Origin of the sequence: Aerococcus sp. Group 2 (assembly GCF_905125285.1) — a bacterium.
Classification (GTDB): domain Bacteria; phylum Bacillota; class Bacilli; order Lactobacillales; family Aerococcaceae; genus Aerococcus; species Aerococcus urinae_E.
In genome coordinates this window covers 44,293-70,208 of record NZ_CAJHPA010000005.1, presented here as the reverse complement: position 1 = coordinate 70,208, position 25,916 = coordinate 44,293, and the positions used below count along the sequence as shown (strand labels likewise).

The window sequence follows — 25,916 nt, the reverse complement described above, 5'->3', positions numbered from 1 at the left end:
ACTCCTAAAAAATAAAAATTCCGATAACACTTAAAGCTGCAGCAATGCCCCATAAAACAAAGTCAATTTTCCATTCACTCCAACCTTCCATTTCAAAATGGTGGTGGATGGGGGTCATTTTAAAGATTCGCTTACCAGTCTTTTTGAAATAAGTGACTTGAATCATGACACTAGCCGTTTCCACGACGTAAATAAAACCGAAAACTAGTAAACTCCAAGGATTTCCACTCATTAGGCTAATCACCGCTAAGCTAGCGCCAATTGCCAATGAACCAGCGTCACCCATAAAGACTTTAGCAGTTTTCATATTAAAGATTAGAAAACCAAACAAAGAAGCAATCAAGGCAACATTGAAAAGCGCCAGGTCCATCTGCCCTTGTTTTAAAAAGATAATGAGATAGGCAGTTAAGCTAATAATTCCGTTACCACTGGCTAAACCGTCAATCCCATCGGTGAGGTTGAAAGCATTTGAAAAACCGGTGATCCAAAAAACCGCAAAAATAAAGACCACTAAAAATGAGGAGGTACTAAAGCCAAAGGGAAGCGGTAAGGAAAAGTTTAAGCCCGAAAAATACATGGCCAGAATCAGAACGGCCGAGGCCATAAGTTGAGATAGAAATTTTTGCTTCGATGTAAGGCCTTCATTTTGTTTTTTGAAAATTTTCAAGAAGTCATCAACAAAACCGATTCCAGCGAAAAGAATCAGGGAAAGCATTAAAATGACCAAGGGAAGAGAAAAATATTGATTCCAAAGCTTGTGAACCGTCAAGGCCAACAAGCTAGCAAAGAGGAAAACTAAGCCCCCCATAGTAGGTGTACCGCTTTTTTGCTTATGCCAGCTGGGACCAATGGCTAAAATTTCTTGACCAAATTGTTTGGCATGCATCCATTGGATAAAGATCGGCATTAAGATAACCGTTATTAAAAAACTCAATATAAAGGTAAATAGCATAAATGATTCTCCCGTTCTCATTATTGTAATTCTACAGTAAGCCCCTGGCCATCAGAAATTGGTCGACCAGGTTCAATATTTTGACTGATCACTTTACCTTCACCATTCACTTTGAGATTAATTCCTAACAAACGTGCTAAGGTAATAGCTTCCGTCTTTTCTAAGCCAAGGAAGTTAGGCATTTCCACTTGCCTATTAGTTAAGAGATAAACACGATTATCTAAAGACCGTCTGGTACCCGCTTGTGGAAATTGTTCAATCACCTTATCCCCGTCACCAATCACCTCAACGTTGACAAAGCCATTTCCCTGCATGGTTTGCTGACCATTTTGGATACTGCTGTTAACCACATTAGGCACTGCTGTTAAATGGGCTTGGTCGGATTGGTCTAACTTCCCATATTCCATCGCCCGTTTCATAAAGGGAACAAAGATTTCTGAAAGCTGTACCTGGGCCAACTTCCCTGCTGAAGGAGATGGTTTCTTTAGGGTTAAGTATAAAATATATTGGGGATGATCGGAAGGTGCAAAGCCGACAACTGAATGTAAATAATTCGATTCACCGGATAAGTAACGACCCGCTTTTTCGTCAAAAATTTCTGCTGTCCCAGTCTTAACCGCTAGGCGGGTACCTTCAACATCATAGATTTTACCAGTACCAGTTGGGGCATAGACGATGGACTCCAAGGCTTTCAGGGTTTTTTGAGCGGTTTCTTCAGAAATCGGTGAGGAAATCACTTCTGGTTTGACAACTTCAATGCTGCCATCTTCTTTTTCTAGGCGGTCAATCACATGTAATTTCATCATCTTGCCGCCGTTACCTACTGCGGTATAGGCTTGCATTAGGGCCCAAGGCGTGACTTGAATCCCTTGTCCAAAAGCGGTATTGGCCTTTTGGAGTTCTTCATCATAATTCATCGAACCCGCTATTTCATCAGAAAAACCTGAATTAGGTTTCTGAGTTAAGCCAAACTCCACCATATACTTATGCCAGGTATCATAGCCCATGGCTTGAACCAATTTTACCACAAGCACGTTAGATGATTGGGATAATCCTTCTAACTGGGTAATCGTTCCCCAACCGACCTTATTCCAGTCACTAATGCGGATACCATCCACAATAATACTCCCCGATTGGTATGTAGCATCAGGATCAAAAACGCCTTCTTCGATAGCAGCAGCAATGGTCAAGACCTTAATGACTGACCCAGGTTCAAAGGCTTCGCCAACCAAAAGATTGGTCCACATATCTTCAATCCCTTTGCGGGTTTGCATGTTAAAAGTCGGTCGTTGGCTGGCTGCCAGAACATTCCCAGTGGAAGGCTCAACCAACATGGCTGTCATTGATTCGGGATGGTAATTATCATAGATGTTAGACATCAAACCCTCTAGGTAGGTTTGTAAACGAGTATCAATGGTCGTGTAGACATCTAAGCCATCTTTAGCTTCACTGTTAGCCGCTTCATTATCATCACTATTGGCGTCATTGACAGCGACTTGGTCATGGCCAGCCTGGTAATCTTTGATAGCATTCTTTCCTGCCAGATGGGAGTCTAAGCTCTTCTCTAAGCCTAATTGTCCTACGAGGCGACTATCCAGGGGATTTTCTGCCTCTTGAAATTGGGCATAACCAATCACGTGAGAGGCAAAGATTCCCGAGGGATATAGGCGGGAAGGTTGGGGGTCAAAGTGGATCCCTTGCAGGTTTTCATTTTGAATTTCTTGCATTTTCGCATAGGAAAGGTTTTTCCCAGCTTGGCCAAATTCAATTTGGGTGGCATTTTCCGTGTTTAATTGTTTGAGGATGTCTTCTTTTGACATATCAATATGCTTACTTAAAACTTCTGCTGTGTGCTCTTTTTGATCATCAGGAACATGGATGGGTTCGGCGCCTTCATCAGCCCAAGCGGAGGTTAAAACAGCGTATAAATTATAAGAAGTAGCATCCGTAGCTATCGCGTTACCACCAACATCATAGATGGTTCCACGTTTAGCCAATTGAATACTACTTCTTCCATATTGTTGCTGTGCACTTGCTCTTAAGTCCACCCCATCAACTTCTCCACCCAGCATGATATAAGCCAGTCTCCCTACAAAGAGGACAAAAATAAAACTAACCAAAAGCATCATGATATGCAGAAATTGTAACCGGTTTTGCTTGCTATTTTGATGTTTCATTGGTGACATTCCTTATATTTTCTTCTTCTAGCTTCAAGCCGTTGTCCTTAGCATACTGCATAACTCTTTCATAACTAGATAGTTCATTAACTTCTTGTTGGAGATTACCTTTTTCCGTTTTTAAGGCCTGGGTTTCTCTTTGCACATTTTGTAATTCTTGTCTTTTAGCATCCACTGATGAACGTGCATTAATCAGCCAAAAAATCGCCACCATTAAAAAGAGAATCATTCCTGCTGAAAGCAAAAAATCTTTTCCCGTAAAAAAAGTAGAGGTCTCCACATGGTAGTGACCATTTAAAGATTTTGCTGAATGACTATACCTATGATCAATTTCCTCCTTAGGCAGGGCATATTGAAGTTTAGCTTTCTCTCTTTCAAGTGCTGGTGATGACACATTAACGACTCCTCTCAAATTACTCCGATACCCGTTCAATGACACGTAACTTGGCGCTTTGTGCCCGTGAATTCTTGTCTAATTCTTCCTGGCTGGGATAAATCGGCTTTTTATTTACTAAATGAAACTTAGCTTGGGGCAATTGGCTTTCCAATAAGGGTAACTGGCTAGGAAGATTATCCACAGTGCTGGCCTCTTTAAACATGACCTTAACAATTCGGTCTTCCAAAGACTGAAAACTAATGGCAGCAATCCGCCCTTCAACCTTTATCAATTGCAAAGCCTGACTTAAGGAACTTTCAATCGCTCCCAATTCGTCATTGACTGCGATACGGATGGCTTGAAAACTGCGTTTAGCTGGGTGACCACCCTTACGGCGGGCTGGAGCGGGAATGGCTTCTTTGATAATTTCCACTAATTCAGCTGTCCGAGTAATGGCTGCCTTTTGACGATGGTTTTCAATATTTCGCGCAATGGCCTTGGCAAACTTTTCCTCACCATAGCGTTTGAGGATGCGAACTAAATCGGCATAAGACCATTCATTAACCACTTCTTTAGCAGTCAGTGATTGACTTTGGTCCATCCGCATATCCAAGGGAGCATCCTGCTTATAGGAAAAGCCCCGCTCTCTATCATCTAATTGCGGGGAAGACACGCCTAAGTCATAAAGAATACCGTCAACTTGCTTAACGCCTCTTTGGGCAAGCTGCTCTTCTAACTGAGCAAAATTAGCATGGATCAAAGTCAGTTGTCCAGCTGCAATCGCATCAGCAAAACGGTCCTTAGCATGGTTAATGGCCTGGATATCTTGGTCAAAAGCATAAAGACGGCCCTTGGCTGATAGTTTACTTAAGAGATAGCTGGTATGACCGCCGCCTCCCAGGGTGCAATCTACATAAGAACCATCTTCTTTAACATTTAAGGCATCTACCGTTTCTTTTAAAAGAACCGTAATATGATGAAATGTTTCTGACATAGGGGCCTCCTTCTCCTAAAGACCAAAATCAAACAGGTTTTCTGCAATATCTTCAAAATTATCTGAAAGCGACTCGGCTTCTGCTAGCCAGCGACCTTCATCCCAGATTTCTATCCGTTCACTGACACCAATCACGCGACAGGCCTTTTCTAAATGGGCAAAATCGATCAAGGTTTGGGGAATATTAATCCGCCCTTGCTTATCCAGTTCTACCTCTTGGGCAGCCGAGTAAAAAAAACGGGTAAAGGCCCGGGCATCCTTCTTAGCTAAGGGAAGTTGTTTTAACTTTTCCTGGACCAGGTCCCAGGTGGCTTTCGGATAACCAAAAATACAGCCATCCAAGCCGCGAGTAATTACAAAACGCTCCCCTAAATCATCGCGCAATTTAGCAGGCATAATCAGGCGACCCTTGCTGTCAATATTATGTTTATATTCTCCCATTAACATAATTTTTCGCCTTTCTGTGCCCCTGGTCCGCCTAGCTTACTAAGATAATATTAGTTTACCACAATCCTCCACAATCCTCCATTATTCCCCAAATATTTTTGAAATTTTACCACATCCCCCACTTTCTTAAAAAAGGGCAGAAAAAAAGCCCAACCTAGAAAGGAAAATGCCCTTTCTAGGCTAAGCTATTTGCTCTAGTATTTACAAAAAAGACCTACCTATTTAATGATAACTTGGATAAAACGAACGATAAGCATAAGTAAGTAGGAAATAGAGGTCAGAACAAAGAGACGCTTGGAGAGTTTCCTAAAGAAACGAGTCCAGCGAAAATCCCCCTCTCCTTTTTCCTCTTGGTACAAGCCCCAGAGCCCCAGAATCCCCAAAATAATAAAATACAGGGGAAGTAAGGAAAAATAAAAAATGGTCTCAGTTAAATAATGGAAGCATAGCCATAATATAGGATGCATGACATCAATAGGTAACAAGTGGATATGGCCTCCATCATTTAAATACTGACGAAAATAAAGGGCTAAAAATAAAGTTAAAAATGGCATGAGATAAATAATAATTTCTGTCCATGAAAATGACATTGACTGACCTCCTTAATGAGTAAAGCTAATAATAGTGGATAAACTGGCTTGATTAAATAGGCGGACTAGTGCCAGCTCTCTCAAAATGACATCTATATACTAACCTAAAGTCAAAAAAAGCAAAAGCCCTTTCGCTAAGTAGCCACAGACCTAAACTGTTTAAGACTTAGATAAGAGAGAAATAAGCTAAAAATAAAAAAAGAGATTAGAACTTATGTCCCAACCTCTCACAACAGAATCGTTATTCTGCATCTTCATTATTAGACATCACGTCTTGGCCATCGTAGTATCCACAACTTGGGCAGACATGATGTGACTTACGGTATTCACCACAATTTGGACAAGTAACCATTCCTGGAACTTCCAACTTGTAATGAGTACGGCGTTTGCGTTTTCTTTGTTTTGATGTTTTACGTTTTGGTACTGCCATCTCCATTACACCTCCTAATTAGTTTCAGATTATGATTCAGAAGTATCATCGCTCAATAGATCCTTCAACTTGGCAAAGCGAGGATCGATTTGATCCGATTCTTTTTCATTATTTTGAAATGAAGCTTCTGTCATTAAATTCCAATCGTCGCCAGATGGTAAATCTGTTGCTTCCAACTCATCAGGCGTCAATCGTTTAAGAGGGATATGTGTGATGATATTATCAACAATGGCCCTCCCCAAATCCACTGTATTATCCTCAAGTTCAATCACTAAGTTGTCCTCGTCTTGGACAAGTTCACTTTGCCAACCTGATTCAATATAGCGTTCTCGAATTGGAAACTGCATTGCCACATCTACCGGTTCAAGAGACCGTGAAGATGGGAGCGTTATAGTTAAAGCTATTTCTAATTGAGCCAATACTGTATGATCGTCGTATATCAAATACCCTTGAACCTTTACTGGTGATAAGTCGAGGACTTCTTGATTTTTATTCATTAAATCAGCTTTAAGGTCCAAGGTCTTATCAACCTTTAAGGGATCTTGGGCTTTTATACGGAGTTCTTGAAAAGACCATTTCATCATTGACCACCATTAAGCAACAAGAAAAATTATACCGATTTTCAATCGCTTTGTCAATGTTATTTCCTTGACAATCTTTTTCTCTACTTGCTCCCTTTCCACTATTTTTTATAACATGATCGGAGGATGAGCGAAAAGCTGACTTTCTTTACTTTTCATAACTACTTGCTGATAGACTTCATCCACACGAATCCATAAAGGCCAGGCCTTACTTTCATCCTTGCCTACACGGTTTATCATAGCATAAGAAGATGGATCTGTAATTTCTAAGCCTTTTAAATAATTTCTTCCCCTGGCATTGGCCCCTAACAGATAAAGCGGTTGGCGCTTCTTTAAATGATCCTGCATTTCCTGGTCAGATACCCCTAATAAAATCATCAAGAGTGCCCGTTGAATCCGGTATTTAGACCATTTTTTATTGGTAACCTGATTAAGAAAATCGGCATAACAGGTCTCCTTCCGAGCGGCTTCGATAAAGTTTTTTTCAACACCTTCGTAAACTTGATAATAGTCTGCCAGCTTTTGACGGGATTCAGATAAGATTTTATAACGCAATAAGGGGTACAAAGCTGACCAGGAACTGTCATAATTGACTAATTCAAGCTTTTCCACCATTGCCTTAGGCATCAGCTGGTCAAGCTGATGGGAGTCTACCTGGTCCTCTAGCAGTGCCTTCCTAATGCTGGTACTGGAAGCATAATTAGCCCCTGGACTCATGTCTTGGTCTCGGTGCTGACTTCCTTGGCGTTTGATTGCAGTTAGGGACATGGGCGCTTGATACTTAGCGTTGGCCTTGGCGTAAGAATAAGCTAATAAGACATTACTGTTATCAGTGAAATCGATCTTTAAATGCCTTAATTCAGGAACTTCCGCCACTAAATCAGCTAGGAGACTAATCGAGCTCTTGCCATAATTATTGGCATGAAAGGCTTCATTTTGCTGTTTCAAAGCCACAATTTCTTCATGGTCGCTCACCCATTGGGCTAATTTTTGGTAAGGCACAAAATCCTCTAGCTCACTACCAAAAGCTAATTGCTGGCAGCCCAGTGCATGTAGGCAGCCTACCGCCCCTTCTGCGAAGAGGTCAGCCGGTTGAACGGCATACCAGAAGGGAAGTTCTATCACCAAGTCACATCCATTTTTCAAAGCGACTTCCGCTCGTTGCCACTTAGAAAGCAAGGCTGCTTGACCCCTTTGGACATAATTGCCACTCATTATGGCAATGATAACTGTATCCGGTTGACGGTCCTTAAGCTGTTGGATCAGATAAGCATGGCCATTATGAAAAGGATTCCATTCCACAATCATTCCACAGACAGACATCTTAGGTTTACCTCCTTAACTCACTCAGTCTTCCCCTGGAAAATATCTACTTACTTTTTACAAGAAAAGAAGAGGCGGCGACTATTTTGGCTAGGTTTATCTTGGCTAAAGTCTGCTGTGATTTGAATATCAGTAAAACCTGAGCTGAGTAAGGCTTCTTGGTAGTTTTTTAGGGGCCAAATTTGTTCCTGATGCACTTCTTCAAAACGCTGGTAAAGTTGACTGGCCTCATCCTTAACGAAGATATTCAATAAATGATCGATGGTATTAGGCCCCCTCAGCTGGTCACTTTGCCAGGTAAAAACAGCATCATCCCAGCTATCCACCCATTGAAAGTCAGGGTAGATGCAATTCATCTGGTAAGAACTATGGATATCAAAAAGCAAGAGGCCCCCCTTTTCTAAGGCCTCATAGCAAGCCTTAAAGGTAGCTTCTAAGTCAGCTAGACTATCCAAGTAACAGATACTGTCGCAAAAGATGGAAATCAGGTCATAGCTTGTCTCAGTTTTAAAGCTGCGCATATCTGCTTGAAAATAAGGAATGTAAACCCCTGCCTCCTGCATCTCTGCTTGAGCAATGGCTAACATTTCTTCAGACAGGTCCATGCCTGTCACATCATAGCCGGCCTTAGCCAGTTCCAGGGTTAAGCGCCCATCTCCACAAGCCATATCCAAAATTTTTAGTCCCTCTTGATGAGTCAAGCGCGTCTCAACCTGATCTTCTAAATAATTCTGCCAGGCCTGATAGAGCGATTGGTCAAAAATTTGGTGGTAGACTTCACTAAACAAGGCATATTGGTTAGTCTTCATCATCAGTTTCCAATAAAGCCGTTAAATTGACCAATGGGGCATCATTCCACAATTTTTCAATATTATAATGACTACGCACTTCTTTATTAAAGACATGGACAATAACATCCACACAGTCAATTAATACCCAAGCATGGCCGTCTTTCCCTTCAATGCCTTTAACCGTATAGTCTGCTGCTTCAACAGCTTCCGCAATACTTTCCACAATGGCATTGACTTGTCGGTCATTTTTAGCGCTAACAATAACGAAATAATCAGCCAGTGGCGTTAATTGGTTAACTTCTAAAGCGACAATATCTTGCCCTAAACGATCATCAGCTGCCTTTACAATAAGCTCCATTAACGGACGATTTAATTGATTAGTCATTCACTCTTTCCTTTCTTATTAATCCAAGCATTATATACCGCTAAACTTTCAGGATAAATACTTTGACCCTTTTCAAGCAGATGTTTTAGGTTTTGCTTAATTTTATAATCCACTGCCAAATCGAGAGATTGCTCAGTTAAGGCCCGAGCTCGTTCCACACCAGGGAAGTCGCGGCCCGGTTCCATGTAGTCTGCTAAAAAGACTAACTTAGCCGTATCGGTCCAGTCAACACTTCCAGTGGTGTGCTTATAAACGGCATAATAAATTTCTAGATCGTGGAGGCCAAATTCATCCACAGCCTTCATCGCTGCTAGGGGCCCATGCCAGATCGCATTACCATAATTCACCCACTCTTCATCAAAACCCGGAAAATGGGCATAAGCCTTTAATGTGGCTAGGCTGTCTTCTTTGGCATAGTCATGGAGTAAGCCAGCTATCCCTGCCCGCTCCCAGTTCAACTGATATTTTTGGGCGAGCTCTATAGCGGTGGACTCCACCCGTAAACAGTGTTCGAAGCGATCCTTTGATAAATTATTTTTTAACGCCTTAATTAAGTCTTCACGACTAGCCACAATGTATTTGTGGGAATAACTTATTTCTTTAGTCACGATATAACCCTTCCTTATCAATATAGTCTCTGACCGCTTCAGGCAATAAGTATCGGATGCTGGATCCCTTATTGACGCTTTGCCGTATATAGCTTGAAGAAATATCAATTTGAGGACTATCAACATAGATAATATTATAATCACTCGGCATATCATAGCCAGGTCTTTGGACCCCGACAAAATGACAAAGCTGCATTAATTCTTCAACCCGGTACCACTTGGGGAGGTTTTCCACCATGTCACCGCCGATAATAAAATAATACTCATTGTCAGGGTGGAGGGTGGTCAAGATATCCATGGTATCGTAAGTATAGGATTTACCGGGACGATCCAGCTCAATTTTTTCTATTGCAAAGTGGTCATTTGCTTGGATGGCAAGGTCTAGCATGGCCAAACGTTTGTCGGCAGCAATGGTCTCCTTATGCTTGGCATGGGGCGGAAGATTGCTAGGCATAAAGTCCACGCGGTCCAGGCATAACTTTTCATAGACCTGTTCAGCCACCATCAAATGCCCCTGGTGAATGGGGTTGAAGGTTCCCCCTAAAAGACCAATTCTTTTTTTAGCCGAACTGCTTTCCTGGGATTCTTCAAGGACTTGGCAGCTGTAATTCCCTTGTCTTTGCCTGTTATCAGCCATTCATTACACTCCTTTATTTTTTAAGGCGCGAATTTCTTTCGATAGCTTTTGATTCTTTTCTTCTGAGGAAGTCCGGTAGAGGACGATAGTGTGTCCGATACTATAAGCAAATTGAGGCGCTAGGGCCTGGTCAATAGCTTCAAGAGCTTGGTCGGTTTCAATCCCAGCATTTTGTAAAACCGAGATTTTAACTAGCTCTCTCTTCTCTAGGGCTTGGTCAATTTGTTCCATTAACTCATCTTTTAAACCATTTTTTCCAATTTGCAAAATGGCCTTCTCATGATGAGCTGCTTTTTTGATTGCCTTTTTTTGTTTATTAATTAGCATATTTCCTCCTAAATAAGTGGTTTTCTTTGAAAAATATCGACTGCTTTAGGTGCATAAATAGCTACTTTTCCTGGTTTTTTGATACTTAGCCAACCTAGGCCAGCAATAACTAAATCACATGGCTCCTTAATGGTATAGACCTGACCAACAAGATCGGGAAATCGCTCGACTTCACTGGCACTTGGCGGAGTGAGTAAGTCTCCTTGATGCTTAGCTAAGAATTCATCAGATCCTTCAGTTTTCCGACGGTGAATGTCCACTTGATTACTCAAGTAAACTGTTACCCCCTGTTTGTCTCCATCTAAGTAGTCAAAGCGAGCCATTCCGCCTAGGAATAAACTCTGACCCGGATTTAATTGGAAGGTTCTCGGCTTTATCCGTTTTTGGGGGAGGATTTGCTCAATGCTCTTATAATCCAGTAAACTGGTCATTTGACTGTCCTTAAGAATACCAGGCGTGTCAATTAAGTCACTCGCTTCATCAAAAGGAATTTTTATCAAATCTAGAGTAGTTCCTGGAAATTGACTGGTGGTAATGACACTATCGCTAAAGCCTTGGGCCCTGAGCATACTGTTAATTAAGGTCGATTTCCCCACATTACTTACTCCGACAATGTAGACATTGCGCCCCTTGCGGTGTTGGTCAATAAAGCTAAAGAGATCATCGATGGCTTTATTTTTGACGGCAGAGGTTAGGAAGACATTTCTAGCTTTAAAACCTTGGTCCTTTAAATATTTCTTCAGCCAGGCTTCAATTTTACTGCTTTTGACATCACTAGGGAGCAGGTCAACTTTATTCGCTACAAATACAATATCATTATTTCCCACTAAACGTTCTAAGGCCGGAATAATGGTGGACTGGACGTCAAAAATATCAATGACATTGACGATTAAAGCATCGTCCTCACTGATCTCATGTAAAATCTGCCTAAATTCTGCTGGGGTCATTTGGACTTTTTCTAATTGGTTATAGTGGCGCAATTTAAAACAGCGTTGACAATAGAGCTCGCCACTTTCTACCCCCTTATCATAGGCACTTTTTGGAGTATAGCCTCGCTCCTTGGGCTGGTCTATTTGCAAGCCCGCTCCACAACCAATACAATAAAGGACTTCCTCAGTCAATCCGATCCCTCCACTTTAATTCTGAATAGCGTCTTTTTAGTCCATTAAAGACAAAGCTTTCGATACGACGGTTTATCCGCGTGACTACACTATCACTGTTGGTCACCGGTCGGACCAAGACACTGCGCAAGCCTTGCCGGTTGGCCACAAAAATATCAGTCAATAGCTGGTCGCCAATGATAATAACTTCTTCTTCTTTTAAGCCGGAAATTTTCAATAAATGTCTTATTCCCTTGCGAAAGGGTTTAAAAGCTGCTGAATAGTATGGAACTTGTAATTGATCTGCGACATGTTTTACCCGCTGTTCATTGTTATTAGATAAAATCATGACCTCAATGCCATTTTCTTGCATCTCTTTGACCCATTCAATCAATTCCTGGGTAGCATCCGGAAAATCCCAGGCAATTAAGGTATTATCTAAATCAGTTATTATCCCTTTCACACTCAAGCTCTTTAGGGCTTGGGGAGAAATGGAATAAATTGTATCTACCAACCAAGTCGGTAGGAAGTAGTCTGTGAGCATATCCCTCTCCTCTCTACATTTCTTACATTATAGCATAATCATTGGCATTGATAATTGATGGGCTCTTTTAAATAGAGGAAAACACGACTTCTAAAACTAGCGGCTAGAAGTCGTGTTTAAGCATATTATTCAAACTCATCCAGGGTTTTCACTTCTTCAAAGCGACTCCCCTTATCATCAATAGCAAGGTCATAGAGGCTGACCTCTTCAAGGCTAGCCCCCAGCAGGTCCTTAATTTCTTGGCTATGGGAAGCCTGGACCATGGTCATTACAGTAGGCCCAGCGCCACTAAGATAAGTGCCATAGACTCCAGGAACACCCTTTAACAGTTGACGCACTTGTTCTAATTCAGGCACTAAGCTCTTGCGATAAGGCTCGTGGAAATAATCCTGTTCCATTAATCGGCCCGCATCATCCAGATTACCTTCCATTAACTTAGAAACTAGAACATTTCCCATTCCATTGGCCCGAACAGCATCAGCGTATGACAGCTGGTCGGGTAGGACTTCGCGAGCTTTTTTGGTCGACAGTTGATAATGAGGCACGGTTGCGATTAGGCGAGTATTAGGAAAGACTTCCTTAGACCAAATTACTTCTTCCGAACCGATAGCCACTCCAATCACTAGTCCGCCTGCTAAACAAGGAGCAATATTATCTGGATGCCCTTCGATTTTATTGGCTAAATTGATTTTGTGGCTAAGTGACCACTGGAATTGATTGAGATAATCAACAATTTCAATAGCAGCAACAATGGCACTGGAACTGCTCCCTAGGCCACGTGTGATGGGAATCTGACTGTGCATATATAATTGTTGGGGCGGTGTTTTGGGGGCAAGATCGAGAATGGTTTTTATCAATAGGTTATTCTCATCAGTCGGAACATCCTCCCCCAGGTTATGTCTAATCTCCCATTCTTGACTAGGGCCGATAATATCTACTCTCAAATACAGGTCGACAGCCACCCCGATCGAGTCAAAACCTGGGCCTAAATTGGCTGAAGTGGCGGGAACTATAACACGTTGCATGCTTTAGTCCTCCTTCTCTTCATTAAAAATAGGATAGGAAGCCAATAATTCCACTCCTTGAGCGCTTTCAAGCTGCTTAGCAATGGCCTTATGGGAAGAATAGCTTCCTGGACTAGTTAAAATATACAACACTCCTTCTTGGTAATTACCTAAGTGGTTGATAGAGATTCCTTCTTGGTTGAGCAGACCGAGGAGGGTCTTTAGGCCTTGACTCTGGTCCTGGATGGCTAAACGATAGTAATAAGGATAGTTGGCTTGGGCAGACAAGTGGACCTTTTCATCTAAACGATAATTGGCAAAGACTTGGTAGTCATCATTTTCCTGGTTCTTAGCGACTTGGATGATATCATTCACAACAGCAACCCCTGTTGGCAGCTCGCCGGCTCCGGGACCGTAAAACATCATTTCTCCCCCAGCCTTGCTCTTGGTATAAACAGCATTCATCTCTTGCTTAACCATGGCTAATGGATGTGACTTTTCCAGTAAAAAGCTTTGCACTTCACAGGCAAAATTTTCTCCTTGACGGTCGAGGACTGCCAGGGATTTAATCACGTAACCTAAATTCTTAGCGATCTCTATATCCACCGCATTTAAGTCACTAATCCCTTTGATCATCACGTCATCTAAATTGAGACTAATACCAAAGCCCATCTTGGCGAGGATAACCGCCTTACGCCCAGCATCAAGGCCATCAACATCGGCACTAGGATCAGCTTCAGCAAAACCGAGTTTCTGAGCTTTAGCTAAGGCTTCTTGGTAGCTAGACCCATTTTCGGTCATTTCACTAATAATAAAGTTCGAGGTTCCGTTTAGAATCCCTAATATTTCAGTGACTTCATCGCCAGCGAAACTATTGCGTAAGGTGTTTAAGATAGGGATGCCACCAGCGACCGCCGCCTCGAAGCGTAAGTCAAGTTCCTTAGTTTCAGCGAGTTGACTTAAGGCAGCTCCATGTTCACAAATAAGGTCCTTATTGGCAGTAACCACCGCTTTGCCTGCTTGAAGAGCGCCTTCAATACATTGCTTGGCAAAATCTATGCCACCCATAACTTCAACCACAATATCAATGTCAGGGTCAGCAATAATCTCCTGATAATCAGTAACAATTTCAGCCTGACTAGAAAATTCTTCAGTGACTTTTTCGGGGCTTCTGACAAAGATCTTTTTTACTTCAAGGGCATGGTGGAGTTGGCTGGTAATTTTGGCCTGATGATCGCGCAAAACGCGAAATACACCCTGACCAACTGTTCCTAAACCTAAAATAGCTATCTTCTTACTTACCATACTTGCCTCCTTCTTATCTAATGCTTGGGTATTTCTTCTAAAGCCTGCTTCACATAATAGCGATCGGTTGGGTAAGCTTGGTCGACACCATTAATTTTCATGGTATCTTCATCCCCCTTACCAGCAATCAAGACCACGACCTCTCCATCATAAGCAGAAGCTTGCTGAAAAGCATAGGCAATCGCTTGGGGACGATTAGGGATAATTTCTGCCTGACGCTTAGCCGTTTGAATGGGTTGGTTGATTTCTTGGCATATTTTTTCCACTGATTCAGTCCCAGGGTCATCCATGGTGAGGATAATTTCATCCGCATATTGGGCGGCGACTTCCCCTAAATCCTTACGTCTAGAAATTGCTTTGTCCCCTGCAGAGCCAAAGACCACAATGCTATGGGCCTTAGGATACATTTGTCGGCTTGCTTCAAAGAGTTTTTCTAGGCTCAATTTATTGTGGGCGAAGTCAACGATAGCATGGATGCGTTTATCCGTAGAATGATAGACTTCCATCCGGCCTTCAGTTTGTGCTGCTTGTAAGGCTTTTTTTATGATTTCATAGGGAACTTGGTAGTAGCGAGCAATCGCAATAGCGACTAGGGCGTTTTCTACATTAAACCGCCCCAGCATCTTCATCCGGATTTCTCCTTCAAAGTCAGGAGCATGTAAGACAAAGTGTTGTTGATCAGCCCCAGACACAATATTTTTAGCTAGATAATCGGCCTGTTCATCCTTAGTCGAAACCGTCACAATTTCCTTGACCGTTTTCGAATCGCTTGCCCTTTGATAAATTCGATCGACATGGTCAGCGTCTAAGTTAATCACCGCCAACTGACTTTGGTCAAAAAGCTTTAACTTACTCATGAAGTAATCTTCGAAATTGGGATGCTCGCTTGGTGAAATATGGTCCGTGGAAATATTCAGAAAAGCTCCGACTTCAAAGGGAACTTCTGCTACCCGGTGATACTTGAGAGCCTGACTGGAGACTTCCATAGTCATAAAGTCGATTGCTGACTCGCGGACATGGTTAAAGCGATAGAAAAGTTCAAGGGACTCGGGCGTGGTTAAGTGGGATTCTCCTTGGTCAACTCCATCATAATAACTTGAGGAAGACAGATAGGCAGTTGGCTCCTTGCCTAAGCTTTTCTGATACAAATCAAGAATCTTAGTTAAATAGAAGGTAGTCGTTGTCTTCCCCTTAGTTCCCGTAATCCCAGTTAGGTGAAAGGCTTGGTAAGGGGCTTGGTAAAAGAAATCCGCAATAATGGGCATGGCTAAACGGATATCTTCCACTTGTATCAGGGGGAGATCCAGGCCATAGTCCTGCTCACTCACATAGGCAATGGCTCCTAAAGCTTGGGCTTGTTCTAAATAAGCAGGCTTAAAGTGAGCTCCCTTGCAGAAGAATAAGGTTCCTTCAGAAACCGCTTTGGAATTGTAACTTAAGTTTTGGACTGACGCCTGGCTCGTTAGCAGCGGACTCTTTAATTGCCCTCGTTCATCAAGTAGGCGACATATCTCCCTTAATGTCTTTTTCATAATTGCCTCACTTTCTCTTCTGAATTTTCATTATACACTAAGTCAACTTTGTTTAACAAGATCAGGCCAATGTCCAGCTATAGAAAAAGCCTGGACAATCTCCAGGCTGTTTGTTAGTCAAATTATTGAATGAGGTCATAAATCTCCATAGCGGCTAGGTCGATATCATCAAATTGAAAAGTTTGATCTACCCCATGCTCGATTAATAGAAAGCTTTCACTTTCACGATCATAGCGCACCATGCATCGTTCCTCGCCCTCTTTTTCAAATCGTCTCACTTCAATATCTGATCCCTCTTCAAGCATGGCCTCAAGTCGAGAAATAATCGCTTTTAGTTGTGAAGCTTGCATTTTCTGTCCCCTTTCATTACTCTTGTTTCATTTTAACAAAAAGTCATGAAATGAAAAGGAAAAATTATTGAAAGGGCCAGATATTTTCAGAAATTTTCTCAAAAAAGCTAGTATCATCATCTTCCATCTGACTTTCTTGCTTTCTTATTAAAGAAGTATACAAGGCATAGACCCGTTCATAGAAAGTCTGGGCAGAAATTTCCTGCTCTAAACGTTTAAAGGCTTGGCAATTCTCAGAAGCTGATCCTGCTAAGGAAAGTACTGCCTGGCTGAACTGGTCAACCTGGTCAAGTAATTTACCAATCGGAGCTGTCCGGTTTAAGTTGAGTAAGTAATCGTTCTTCATAGCTACGATTGGTAGGTGATTGGCAATGGCCTCAATAAAGGTGATTCCCTGGGTCTCAGTCACGGATAAATTCACATAGATATCAGCGATTTGATAATAGCCGTTAATTTCTTCATGGGGAACCATCCCAGTAAAAATAACTGCATGACTTATCTTGAGTTCTTGGCTAAGGGCCATTAGGTGGTCTTTTTCCGGGCCGTCACCCACGATTAGCAAACGGGCCTGGGGCATGCGCTCTAGAAGATGGGACATCTGCTGAATTAAACTATCTAAATTCTTCTCTTGGGCAATTCGGTTAACCGTGATAAGAACCAGCTGGTCATCCGCAAGCCCCAGTTTCTGCTTTAATTGTTGGAGATCTATCTCTGCTAGCTGCTGTGAAAAACGGACGCCAGACGGTATGACTTCAATCGGACGCTCGACACCGTATTCCAATAAAACTTGACGGATCATCTGACTAGGAGCAATGACCGTATTGGCTAATTGACAAAAATAACGGGTATAGGACTTAACCGCCGCCTTAGGCACTAAGTGACCATTTAAGATATAATGCAGGTAATTTTCATACCAGGTGTGATAAGTATGCACAATTGGTAAACGCAAGCGGTGGGCCACCATGACACCAAAAATTCCCATGGTAAACTCGGTATGGGTATGGATGATATCTAAGTCTAATTCTTTGGCCTTCTTATAAATCGGTCGCAAAGTTGTCACCGCCACCCGACGTTCTTTAAAAAAGAGAAAGGGAATGGATTCGTACCTAAATATTCCTTCTTCCGCTTGATCCTTTTTCACCTTAGGATCTGTCGTGGTGAAAATATAAACTTGGTGGCCGGCCTTGGTCAATTCTTCTTTTAAGGTCTGAATTGAGCTAGCCACTCCACTAGTTTGTGGAAAATAAGTATCCGTAAAAAAGCCGATCTTCATTTTCCTCTCCCCTCATTATCATCTACTATTAAGCTGTGCAAAGTACTTTTATTTTAGCACAGGTCAGAGTGAATACCAATCCAAGAAAAAAGTGCTGGTATGATTGAATCACTCTCCTTCACTGAAGGCAGTATTCATTACCAGCACTTAATCAGTTTATTCTTTTTAGTCTAACTTAGAGACATAGTCATGAACCATTTCGGCCACTTCTTCTGAACTGGTCTTTTCATTCATGGCTTTGTGAGCTAATTCTTCACATTCCTTAGAATCTAAGCGAGCCATTAAGGAACGCGATTTAAGAATTGAAGTTGCGCTCATAGAGAATTCATCTAAGCCCATACCAACAAGTAGTGGGATAGCAGTTTGGTCACCAGCTACTTCCCCACACATACCAGTCCATTTACCTTCTTTGTGACTAGCTTGAATCACATAGTTAATCAGACGTAACACGGCTGGGTTATAGGGTTGGTAGAGGTAAGAGATATTATTATTCATCCGGTCAGCAGCCATGGTGTATTGGATCAAGTCGTTGGTTCCAATACTAAAGAAGTCAACTTCCTTGGCAAATTGATCAGCTAAAACAGCAGCTGCTGGAATTTCAATCATAATCCCCACTTGAATATTGTCAGCGACTTCAACGCCCTCGTCAATTAATTTTTGACGTTCTTCCTCATATAGGGCTTTAGCTTGACGCCATTCTTCTAAAGTGGCTACCATTGGGAACATAATGCTTAATTTCCCATAAGCGGAAGCACGTAGAAGTGCCCGTAATTGGGTCCGGAACATATCCGTTTCTCTTAAGCAAATCCGGATAGCACGGTAACCCAAGAAAGGATTTAGCTCTTCAGGTAAGGGTAAATAAGGGAGTTCCTTATCCCCACCAATATCCATAGTCCGAATAACCACATTCTTACCATTAAGAGATTCTAAAACTTCCTTATAAGCTTCAAATTGTTCTTCTTCAGTTGGGAAGTGGTCTGAATCCATATAGAGGAACTCAGTCCGATAAAGTCCCACACCTTCGGCCCCATTTTCATGGACACCGGTTAAGTCCTTAGGTGAACCGATATTGGCAACAATTTCAAATTGTTTGCCATCTTTGGTTAGAGAGTCGGCATCTTTAAGGCTTTCCCATTCAAGTTTTTGTTTTTGATAAGCCTTAGCTTTGTCCTTATAGCTATCAACAGTGGCTTGGTCTGGGTTAATTAAAACTTCTCCTTCAAAACCGTCGACAATGACTAAGTCACCATCACTAACCGCTTCAGAAGCAGAAGTAGTCCCAACAACAGCGGCAACTTCTAAGCTACGAGCCATAATTGCCGAGTGGGATGTCCGTCCACCAATATCAGTAACAAATCCTTTAACATATTTGTTTAATTGTGCGGTATCACTCGGAGTCAAATCAGGAGCAATAACAATTGCATCCTCATCAATTAAACTCAAGTTAGGAATTTTGGCGCCGATTAAATGTGCGATGAGGCGGTCGGTAACATCTTTAATATCCGCTGCACGTTCTTGCATATATGGGTTATCTTCCATGGCTTTAAAGATAGCAATAAAGCCATCAGCAGTTTGGCGTACAGCAGTTTGAGCATCAAGATTTTCATCTTTGATTTTTTGTTGGTAAGTCGCAATCATTTCTGGGTCATCTAGCATTTGTAAATGCGCATCAAAAACGCCTGCTTCTTCTTCAGATAGACGATCTTGCGCAATCACTTTAATCTTAGCGATCTCAATGCGACTATCGTCAATAGCCTTAGTTAAGCGGTCAATTTCCGCATCAGCATCTTCTACTTTTCCTTCTTCAAAGGATAAGTCAGGTTGTTCCAAAAGAAAGGCCTTAGCAATGGCATAACCATCACTAGCCCCAATTCCTTTCAACTTTTCCATGTTATTCTGACAACCCTTCACTTTTCATGGTTTCTTGGATAGCTGCCATTGCTTCTTCTTCATCTTCGCCTTCAACAGAAATGGTTACATCTGCACCTTGGCCTACTCCTAAGGACATTACACCCATGATGGATTTCAAGTTAACAGATTTACCTTTATATTCTAAGTTAATATCAGATTTAAATTTGCTTGCAGTTTGCACAAGTAAGGTTGCTGGACGAGCATGGATACCAGTTTCTGCAGTAATATTAAAGTCTTGAGTTTTCATTATTATAATCTCCTTTTTTTAAATCTACATAATTTGACGACTTTCCCAACTATCGCTTAAAAGAAAAGAAAACCGTTACATTAATAATGTACCATTTTTTAAGCATGGTGACAACTACTTAATTAAATTCTCCTTGGCTTTAGCATGGGAAAACAAGCTTTATGACTTGAATGTCAAACATGGTCAATGTATAATAACTATTGAAGGTCAATGTTTATCAAAAAGGTATTTTTACAATATATGTATATTAAAAATATTGGCCAATTTCTTAAGAAAGGAGCGTGGCACTATTGAAATGCCAACGTTGTAACCAACGCGAAGCTGCCATTCACATGTATGCGAATATTAACGGTCAAAGGCAGGCAATTAACCTTTGCCAACCCTGTTATGCAGAGATAATTCGCAACCAATCTCAAACTGGGAAAAGCAATAATGACAATAATTCATGGGGAAACCTCTATGAGCTACTCAGACAAATGCAAGATAAAGGCCCCCATAATGCTAACGGCCAAGAGCCTCCACGCCATCCTAATGATGGCCAAGGAAATAGCTTGTTGGCTAATTATGGAACCAACATGACTGAATTGGCTCGGCAAGGCAAGTACGACCCGGTAATTGGCCGTGACCAAGAAATAAATCGGGTAATCGAAATTCTCAACCGTCGAACCAAAAATAATCCTGTCCTCATCGGAGAAGCTGGTGTAGGTAAGACGGCAGTTGTGGAAGGTTTAGCCCAAAAAATAGTGGCTAAAGAAGTTCCTGAAAAGCTACAAAACAAGGAAGTTATTAGTTTAGATGTGGCTTCCTTAGTCCAAGGTACTGGCGTTCGGGGCCAATTTGAAGAAAAAATGCAAGCCCTGATTAAAGAAGTCAGCTCCAATCAATCAATCATTCTATTTATTGACGAAATCCATGAAATTGTGGGGGCAGGAACAGCCGATAATTCATCAATGGATGCTGGCAACATCTTAAAACCTGCCCTTGCCCGGGGCGAAATGCAATTAGTCGGAGCAACAACCTTAAATGAATTCCGTCGTATCGAAAAAGATGGCGCTCTGGCCCGCCGCTTACAACCGGTTCAAGTGGATGAGCCTTCGGTGGGAGAAGCCATCACTATTATCAAGGGCCTAGCCGACCAATACCAAAAATTCCACCATGTTCACTTTACTGACCAAGCCTTAGAAGCAACGGTTACCCTGTCTAATCGTTATATCCAAGACCGGCAATTACCTGATAAGGCCATCGACCTACTTGATGAAGCGGGCTCCAAGAAAAACTTAACCATTCCCTTCTTGGATAAGGAGGCCTTAGAAGATCAGATTCAAGAATTAGAAAAATTAAAGGAAATGGCTACCGATGCTGAAGACTATGAGAAGGCGGCCTATTACCGCGACCAATTAAAGAAATATAAGGATATGGCCGCTAATAATGAAGCTGTTGTTGAACAAGTCCCAACGATCACCGTCGAAGACATCGAAGAATTAGTGGAAGCTAAAACCGGTATCCCCGTTGGCCAGTTACAAGACCAAGAACAAAGCAATTTATTGCAACTTGAGGAAGAACTCAAGGAGACAATTATCGGCCAAGATCCTGCTGTCGAAAAAGTATCAGCAGCAATCCGCCGTAACCGTGTGGGCTTCCACCCAGGTAATAAACCCATTGCTTCCTTCCTATTTGTGGGGCCAACAGGTGTCGGCAAGACAGAATTAGCCCGTCAGCTTGCTAAACAACTCTTTGGTAGTCAAGAAGCAATGATCCGCTTTGACATGTCTGAATACATGGAAAAACACAGTGTCTCTAAGATGATCGGTTCACCACCCGGCTATGTCGGCTATGACGAAGCTGGCCAATTAACTGAGCAAGTCAGACGGCAACCTTATTCTCTCATTCTCTTAGATGAAGTGGAAAAGGCCCACCCTGATGTCCTCAACCTCTTCCTACAAATCATGGAAGACGGTCGACTTACCGATGCACAAGGTCGGACGGTTTCCTTTAAAGATACCCTTATCATCATGACTTCCAATGCCGGAACGGGTAACGTCGAAGCTAGCGTCGGTTTTGCCGCTAGTCAACAAGGAAAAAACCAATCTGTCTTGAACCAATTGGATAATTACTTTAAACCTGAATTCATGAACCGCTTTGACGGCATCATCGAATTCCAACCGCTGACCAAGGAAGAATTAATTCAAATTGTCGACCACATGCTCACCAGCATGAACAAATTACTCAAGGGACAAAAAATCAGCATTGCCATTGACGACCAAGTGAAAGAAGCTATTGTTGAACTAGGCTATGACCCCAAACTGGGTGCCCGCCCATTAAGACGGGTCATCCAAGAACAAATCGAAAACCAAGTCGCGGACCTATACTTAAAAGATCCAAACATTAGCTATGTCCACTTTACCGTCGATGATTCTGGCGACATTGTCATTAATGAAAGTGAAAACAGCCAAGCTCTTGAAGAAACAGAAGTTGATTAATCAAATAAATCATTTTTAAAAGGAGTTGGGGTAAATCCCAACTCCTTTTTGCCTGCCTAATGAATAGGATATTTTTTTAAGTGCTAATCCATCAAAGATTTATACCATTTAGCCGCGTGAATAATTAGGAGCTTCCTTAGTGATTTGAACGTCATGAGGATGGGATTCCACTAGGCCAGCCGAACTGATGCGGACAAATTGACCATTTTGGCGTAAGTCTTCCACATTGTGAGCACCGCAATAGCCCATACCTGACCGTAATCCACCCACCATTTGATAAACGATAGCACTAACAGGCCCTTTATAGGAAACTCGGCCTTCGATACCTTCGGGCACCAATTTATTGGCTTCATTAACTTCACCTTGGAAGTAACGGTCGGCTGATCCTTTTTTCATGGCAGCCATACTCCCCATGCCACGGTAAGTCTTAAAGCGTCTGCCTTGATAAATTTCCATTTCACCAGGGGCTTCATCAGTACCCGCTAACATGGAACCTAGCATAACTGCGTGACCACCAGCTGCCAGGGCTTTCACGATGTCCCCAGAATACTTGATGCCCCCATCGGCAATAATGGTTTTACCAAATTCATTAGCTACTTGAGCCGCATCGTAAATGGCGGTTAATTGGGGCATCCCTACCCCAGCGACCACCCGGGTAGTACAAATGGAACCAGGTCCAATCCCTACCTTAACCACGTCCACGCCTGCTTCAAAAAGCGCTCTCGTTCCCTCAGCAGTGGCTACATTACCAGCAATAATAGTGAGATGAGGATAGGATTGACGGACTTCTTTGATCTTATTCAAAACGCCTTGAGAATGACCATGAGCCGTATCAATCACAATAGCATCGACCTCTGCTTCAGCTAAAGCTTGAACCCGACGGAAGGTGTCAGAAGTCACTCCCACAGCCGCAGCACACAATAAACGGCCACTGTCATCCTTAGCCGCATCGGGATAATTTCTTACATTAGCTAAATCCTTAAAAGTAATCAAACCGGACAGATTTCCCGCTTCATCGACTAGGGGAAGCTTTTCAATCCGGTAACTTTGTAAAATTTCTTCAGCCGCTTCTAAACTGGTCCCGACAGGCGCGGTGACTAAATTATCCTTAGTCATATAGTCAGCAATTTTTCGCGAGCTATCAGTAACAAACCGCTTATCGCGGTTAGTAATAATCCCTACTAACTTATGGGAGCTTTGACTTTCCACAATAGGAACACCAGAAATGTGGTAAAGGCTCATTAATTCTTCAGCTTCTCTAACGGTACTATCAGGATAAAGATAAAAAGGATTAGTAATCACACCACTTTCTGAGCGTTTAACCTTTCTGACTTCCCCCGCCTGGTCATCAATGGTCATATTTTTATGGATGACACCCATACCGCCTGAACGTGCCAGGGCGATGGCCATTTCTGACTCAGTCACAGTATCCATACTTGCCGAAAGTATCGGAACGTTTAAGCGTATATTATCAGCTAATTGAACACTGACATTGACCTGGTCAGGAACAATATCGCTCGCTTGGGGTATCAATAATACATCATCAAATGTTAGTCCTTCTTTAACAAATTTATTTTCCCATTGATTCATGAAGCCAAAACTCCTTTTTATGATATTTTATATTGATCCCTAATATAGCACAAGTAAAGGCAAAAATACATACATTTTTAGTAAAACTTGATTAAAATATACGTTTTATAAGCATTTTATTGAAAAATAAACCCCCTTTTTACCAAAATAGACTATTTTTGGTAAAAAGGGGTTTAGTGAATTAACTAGCTATAAGTGTTCAACTTATAAAAACTGACAGGCCTATAGGTAGCCTATTGGGGCTGCTTTTGCATTTTTGCTCACTTATTCGATTCCTATAACAAGGATTCTAATTGCACATCAGGATATTTTTGTTGGAACCAATTTTCAGCAAATTGATTTTCAAAGAGAAAGACAGGTTGGTCGAAGCGGTCTTTGCAGAGCAAGTTACGACTCGATGACATGGAAGGATCCAGTTGATCTTCGGAAATCCAACGGGCAATTTTATTGCCTAGGGGTGTCATTTCCACTTCCGAATTGTATTCATTTAATAAGCGGTATTGGAAGACTTCGAATTGGAGTTGTCCGACTGCCCCTAAGATATACTCTTCGGTGTGCCAAGTTTTATAAAGTTGGATAGCCCCTTCTTCAACGAGTTGTTTAATCCCCTTATGGAAGGATTTTTGCTTCATAACATTCTTAGGACTCACCTTCATAAATAATTCTGGCGTAAATTGTGGGAGGGGTTTAAAGTTTACCTTGTGCTTGCCTGAATAGATGGAGTCTCCAATTTGAAAGTTTCCGGTATCATAAAGGCCAATAATATCCCCTGCCACTGCTAAACTAGCATGTTCACGAGTATCTGCCATAAAGCGCGTGGTATTATTCAGCTTTAGCTTCTTATCCGTTCGAGCTACAGTGACATCCATGCCCTCATGAAACTCGCCCGAGCAAATCCGAACAAAGGCAATCCGGTCACGGTGTCTGGGATCCATATTGGCTTGAATCTTGAAGATAAATCCGGTTAATTGTTCATCAAGAGGGTCAACTAAGTCCTCTTCCACTGTTTCAACCGCTTGGGGCGCGGGAGCAAAATCGACAAAGGCATCTAAGAAGGTTTGAACGCCAAACCCCGTTAAGGCAGACCCAAAGAAAACTGGCGTTAACTTCCCTGCTTGGATGGCCTCTGAGTCGAAAGGATTTCCGGCCTCATTTAAGAGTTGAGCATTCTCCACGGCCTCCTCATACCAAGGCGATTTTTTCACTTCATAATCCCCTTCAAGTTCACCATCTTCATTTAAAGGTAAGAAATCATTGCCGCCATTAGCTTCTGGGTGAGTCAATTCTAAGCGATTATTAAAGAGATCGTAGTTGCCTTGGTAGGTCTTTCCCATACCCATGGGCCAGTTCATCGCATAGGCATCGATACCTAGGACTTCCTCTAGTTCACTAATCAGTTCCATAGGTTCACGGCCATCACGGTCTAATTTATTCATAAAGGTGAAAATTGGAATGCCCCGGTGGCTAGCCACTTCAAACAATCTCTTGGTTTGGGCCTCAATCCCCTTACCTGAGTCAACCACCATGACCGCAGCATCCACGGCCATAAGCGTTCGATAGGTATCCTCGGAAAAGTCCTCGTGGCCCGGGGTATCCACAATATTAATTTGGTAGCCGTCATAGTCCACCTGCATCACCGAACTGGTCACTGAGATCCCACGCTGTTGTTCAATCTTCATCCAGTCGGACTTGGCAAAGTGGCCACTTTTCTTGCCCTTAACCGTCCCTGCCTGGCGAATAGCTCCTGAATATAGGAGTAATTGTTCAGTAATAGTCGTTTTCCCGGCATCAGGGTGGGAAATAATGGCAAAGGTCCTTCTTTTTTTTACTTCTTCTGCTCTATTCATGCATGACATCCTTTTTATAACATCTTTTTTTCTATGGTTCAGTAAAAAACTTGCTTATTTATCATATCATACCCCCATAAAACTAAGAAAGTTTTCTTTTAAAAAAGCTTGCGAA

General features: G+C 42.1%; 26 protein-coding genes. 1 reads left to right on the top strand and 25 read right to left on the bottom strand.

What is annotated here, in order from left to right; translation table 11 throughout:
- Positions 1-4 precede the first annotated feature (4 nt).
- The 23 genes from mraY to JFU01_RS07235 all read right to left on the bottom strand — a co-directional run bounded on the left by mraY (position 5) and on the right by JFU01_RS07235 (position 19,884).
- Positions 5-952: a phospho-N-acetylmuramoyl-pentapeptide-transferase gene (gene mraY / locus JFU01_RS07345; protein WP_195856436.1), complete on the bottom strand. Its 948-nt coding sequence runs from the start codon at positions 950-952 to the stop codon at positions 5-7.
- A 20-nt stretch (positions 953-972) separates the two neighbouring features.
- Positions 973-3,129, bottom strand: a complete 2,157-nt coding sequence (locus JFU01_RS07340) for a penicillin-binding protein (protein WP_195856435.1) — start codon at positions 3,127-3,129, stop codon at positions 973-975.
- Positions 3,113-3,523, bottom strand: coding sequence for a cell division protein FtsL (gene ftsL / locus JFU01_RS07335; protein ID WP_013668707.1), 411 nt, complete (start codon positions 3,521-3,523; stop codon positions 3,113-3,115). Before ftsL ends, JFU01_RS07340 begins: the two co-directional genes overlap by 17 nt.
- Before the next feature lie 19 nt (positions 3,524-3,542).
- Positions 3,543-4,499 (bottom strand): 16S rRNA (cytosine(1402)-N(4))-methyltransferase RsmH, encoded by a 957-nt coding sequence (rsmH, locus tag JFU01_RS07330; RefSeq protein WP_195856434.1) that lies wholly within the window; start codon positions 4,497-4,499, stop codon positions 3,543-3,545.
- Between the two features lie 15 nt (positions 4,500-4,514).
- Entirely contained in the window at positions 4,515-4,946 is a 432-nt protein-coding gene (gene mraZ / locus JFU01_RS07325) for a division/cell wall cluster transcriptional repressor MraZ (protein ID WP_070559269.1), read from the bottom strand.
- 218 nt (positions 4,947-5,164) lie between these two features.
- Positions 5,165-5,536 carry a DUF3397 domain-containing protein gene (locus JFU01_RS07320; RefSeq protein ID WP_195856433.1) on the bottom strand — a complete coding sequence of 124 codons (372 nt, stop codon included), beginning with the start codon at positions 5,534-5,536 and terminating at the stop codon, positions 5,165-5,167.
- A gap of 241 nt (positions 5,537-5,777) precedes the next feature.
- Positions 5,778-5,966: a 50S ribosomal protein L32 gene (rpmF, locus tag JFU01_RS07315; RefSeq protein ID WP_081456691.1), complete on the bottom strand. Its 189-nt coding sequence runs from the start codon at positions 5,964-5,966 to the stop codon at positions 5,778-5,780.
- 29 nt (positions 5,967-5,995) lie between these two features.
- Complete coding sequence (locus tag JFU01_RS07310) at positions 5,996-6,547, bottom strand: YceD family protein (protein WP_195856432.1); 552 nt, start codon at positions 6,545-6,547, stop codon at positions 5,996-5,998.
- A 108-nt stretch (positions 6,548-6,655) separates the two neighbouring features.
- Positions 6,656-7,870, bottom strand: coding sequence for a tRNA(Met) cytidine acetate ligase (locus JFU01_RS07305; RefSeq protein ID WP_195856431.1), 1,215 nt, complete (start codon positions 7,868-7,870; stop codon positions 6,656-6,658).
- Positions 7,871-7,920: 50 nt separating this feature from the next.
- Positions 7,921-8,679: a class I SAM-dependent DNA methyltransferase gene (locus JFU01_RS07300; protein ID WP_198434218.1), complete on the bottom strand. Its 759-nt coding sequence runs from the start codon at positions 8,677-8,679 to the stop codon at positions 7,921-7,923.
- Entirely contained in the window at positions 8,669-9,046 is a 378-nt protein-coding gene (gene rsfS / locus JFU01_RS07295; RefSeq protein ID WP_195856429.1) for a ribosome silencing factor, read from the bottom strand. The genes JFU01_RS07300 and rsfS overlap by 11 nt, the downstream gene beginning before the upstream one ends.
- Complete coding sequence (yqeK, locus tag JFU01_RS07290) at positions 9,043-9,654, bottom strand: bis(5'-nucleosyl)-tetraphosphatase (symmetrical) YqeK (protein WP_195856428.1); 612 nt, start codon at positions 9,652-9,654, stop codon at positions 9,043-9,045. Before yqeK ends, rsfS begins: the two co-directional genes overlap by 4 nt.
- On the bottom strand, positions 9,647-10,291 hold the full coding sequence (locus JFU01_RS07285) for a nicotinate-nucleotide adenylyltransferase (protein WP_198434217.1): 645 nt from the start codon (positions 10,289-10,291) through the stop codon (positions 9,647-9,649). The genes yqeK and JFU01_RS07285 overlap by 8 nt, the downstream gene beginning before the upstream one ends.
- Positions 10,292-10,294: 3 nt before the next feature.
- On the bottom strand, positions 10,295-10,618 hold the full coding sequence (locus JFU01_RS07280) for a YhbY family RNA-binding protein (protein ID WP_195856426.1): 324 nt from the start codon (positions 10,616-10,618) through the stop codon (positions 10,295-10,297).
- A gap of 8 nt (positions 10,619-10,626) precedes the next feature.
- Positions 10,627-11,739 carry a ribosome biogenesis GTPase YqeH gene (gene yqeH, locus JFU01_RS07275; RefSeq protein WP_195856425.1) on the bottom strand — a complete coding sequence of 371 codons (1,113 nt, stop codon included), beginning with the start codon at positions 11,737-11,739 and terminating at the stop codon, positions 10,627-10,629.
- Positions 11,732-12,262: a YqeG family HAD IIIA-type phosphatase gene (locus JFU01_RS07270; protein ID WP_013669417.1), complete on the bottom strand. Its 531-nt coding sequence runs from the start codon at positions 12,260-12,262 to the stop codon at positions 11,732-11,734. Before JFU01_RS07270 ends, yqeH begins: the two co-directional genes overlap by 8 nt.
- A 125-nt stretch (positions 12,263-12,387) precedes the next feature.
- The gene (thrB, locus tag JFU01_RS07265; protein WP_195856424.1) at positions 12,388-13,287 is read right to left on the bottom strand and encodes a homoserine kinase; all 900 of its coding nucleotides are present in this window, start codon (positions 13,285-13,287) and stop codon (positions 12,388-12,390) included.
- A 3-nt stretch (positions 13,288-13,290) separates the two neighbouring features.
- Positions 13,291-14,571, bottom strand: a complete 1,281-nt coding sequence (locus JFU01_RS07260; protein WP_195856423.1) for a homoserine dehydrogenase — start codon at positions 14,569-14,571, stop codon at positions 13,291-13,293.
- Between the two features lie 17 nt (positions 14,572-14,588).
- On the bottom strand, positions 14,589-16,103 hold the full coding sequence (locus JFU01_RS07255; RefSeq protein ID WP_195856422.1) for a Mur ligase family protein: 1,515 nt from the start codon (positions 16,101-16,103) through the stop codon (positions 14,589-14,591).
- A gap of 122 nt (positions 16,104-16,225) precedes the next feature.
- Complete coding sequence (locus JFU01_RS07250; RefSeq protein WP_013669196.1) at positions 16,226-16,453, bottom strand: YkuJ family protein; 228 nt, start codon at positions 16,451-16,453, stop codon at positions 16,226-16,228.
- Positions 16,454-16,517: 64 nt separating this feature from the next.
- Complete coding sequence (locus tag JFU01_RS07245; protein WP_195856421.1) at positions 16,518-17,726, bottom strand: glycosyltransferase; 1,209 nt, start codon at positions 17,724-17,726, stop codon at positions 16,518-16,520.
- 165 nt (positions 17,727-17,891) lie between these two features.
- Positions 17,892-19,616, bottom strand: coding sequence for a phosphoenolpyruvate--protein phosphotransferase (gene ptsP, locus JFU01_RS07240; protein WP_195856420.1), 1,725 nt, complete (start codon positions 19,614-19,616; stop codon positions 17,892-17,894).
- A gap of 1 nt (position 19,617) precedes the next feature.
- The gene (locus tag JFU01_RS07235; RefSeq protein WP_013668503.1) at positions 19,618-19,884 is read right to left on the bottom strand and encodes a phosphocarrier protein HPr; all 267 of its coding nucleotides are present in this window, start codon (positions 19,882-19,884) and stop codon (positions 19,618-19,620) included.
- Between the two features lie 290 nt (positions 19,885-20,174).
- Between JFU01_RS07235 and JFU01_RS07230 the strand changes: the two genes are divergently transcribed.
- A complete protein-coding gene (locus JFU01_RS07230) occupies positions 20,175-22,364 on the top strand; it encodes an ATP-dependent Clp protease ATP-binding subunit (protein ID WP_195856419.1) in 2,190 nt (729 codons plus the stop codon).
- Positions 22,365-22,472: 108 nt separating this feature from the next.
- Here JFU01_RS07230 and guaB read toward each other — a convergent pair whose 3' ends face one another.
- Together guaB and JFU01_RS07220 are read right to left on the bottom strand one after the other, a co-directional pair.
- Entirely contained in the window at positions 22,473-23,954 is a 1,482-nt protein-coding gene (gene guaB / locus JFU01_RS07225; protein WP_111821236.1) for an IMP dehydrogenase, read from the bottom strand.
- Positions 23,955-24,229: 275 nt separating this feature from the next.
- On the bottom strand, positions 24,230-25,801 hold the full coding sequence (locus tag JFU01_RS07220; RefSeq protein WP_195856418.1) for a peptide chain release factor 3: 1,572 nt from the start codon (positions 25,799-25,801) through the stop codon (positions 24,230-24,232).
- Positions 25,802-25,916: the final 115 nt, after the last annotated feature.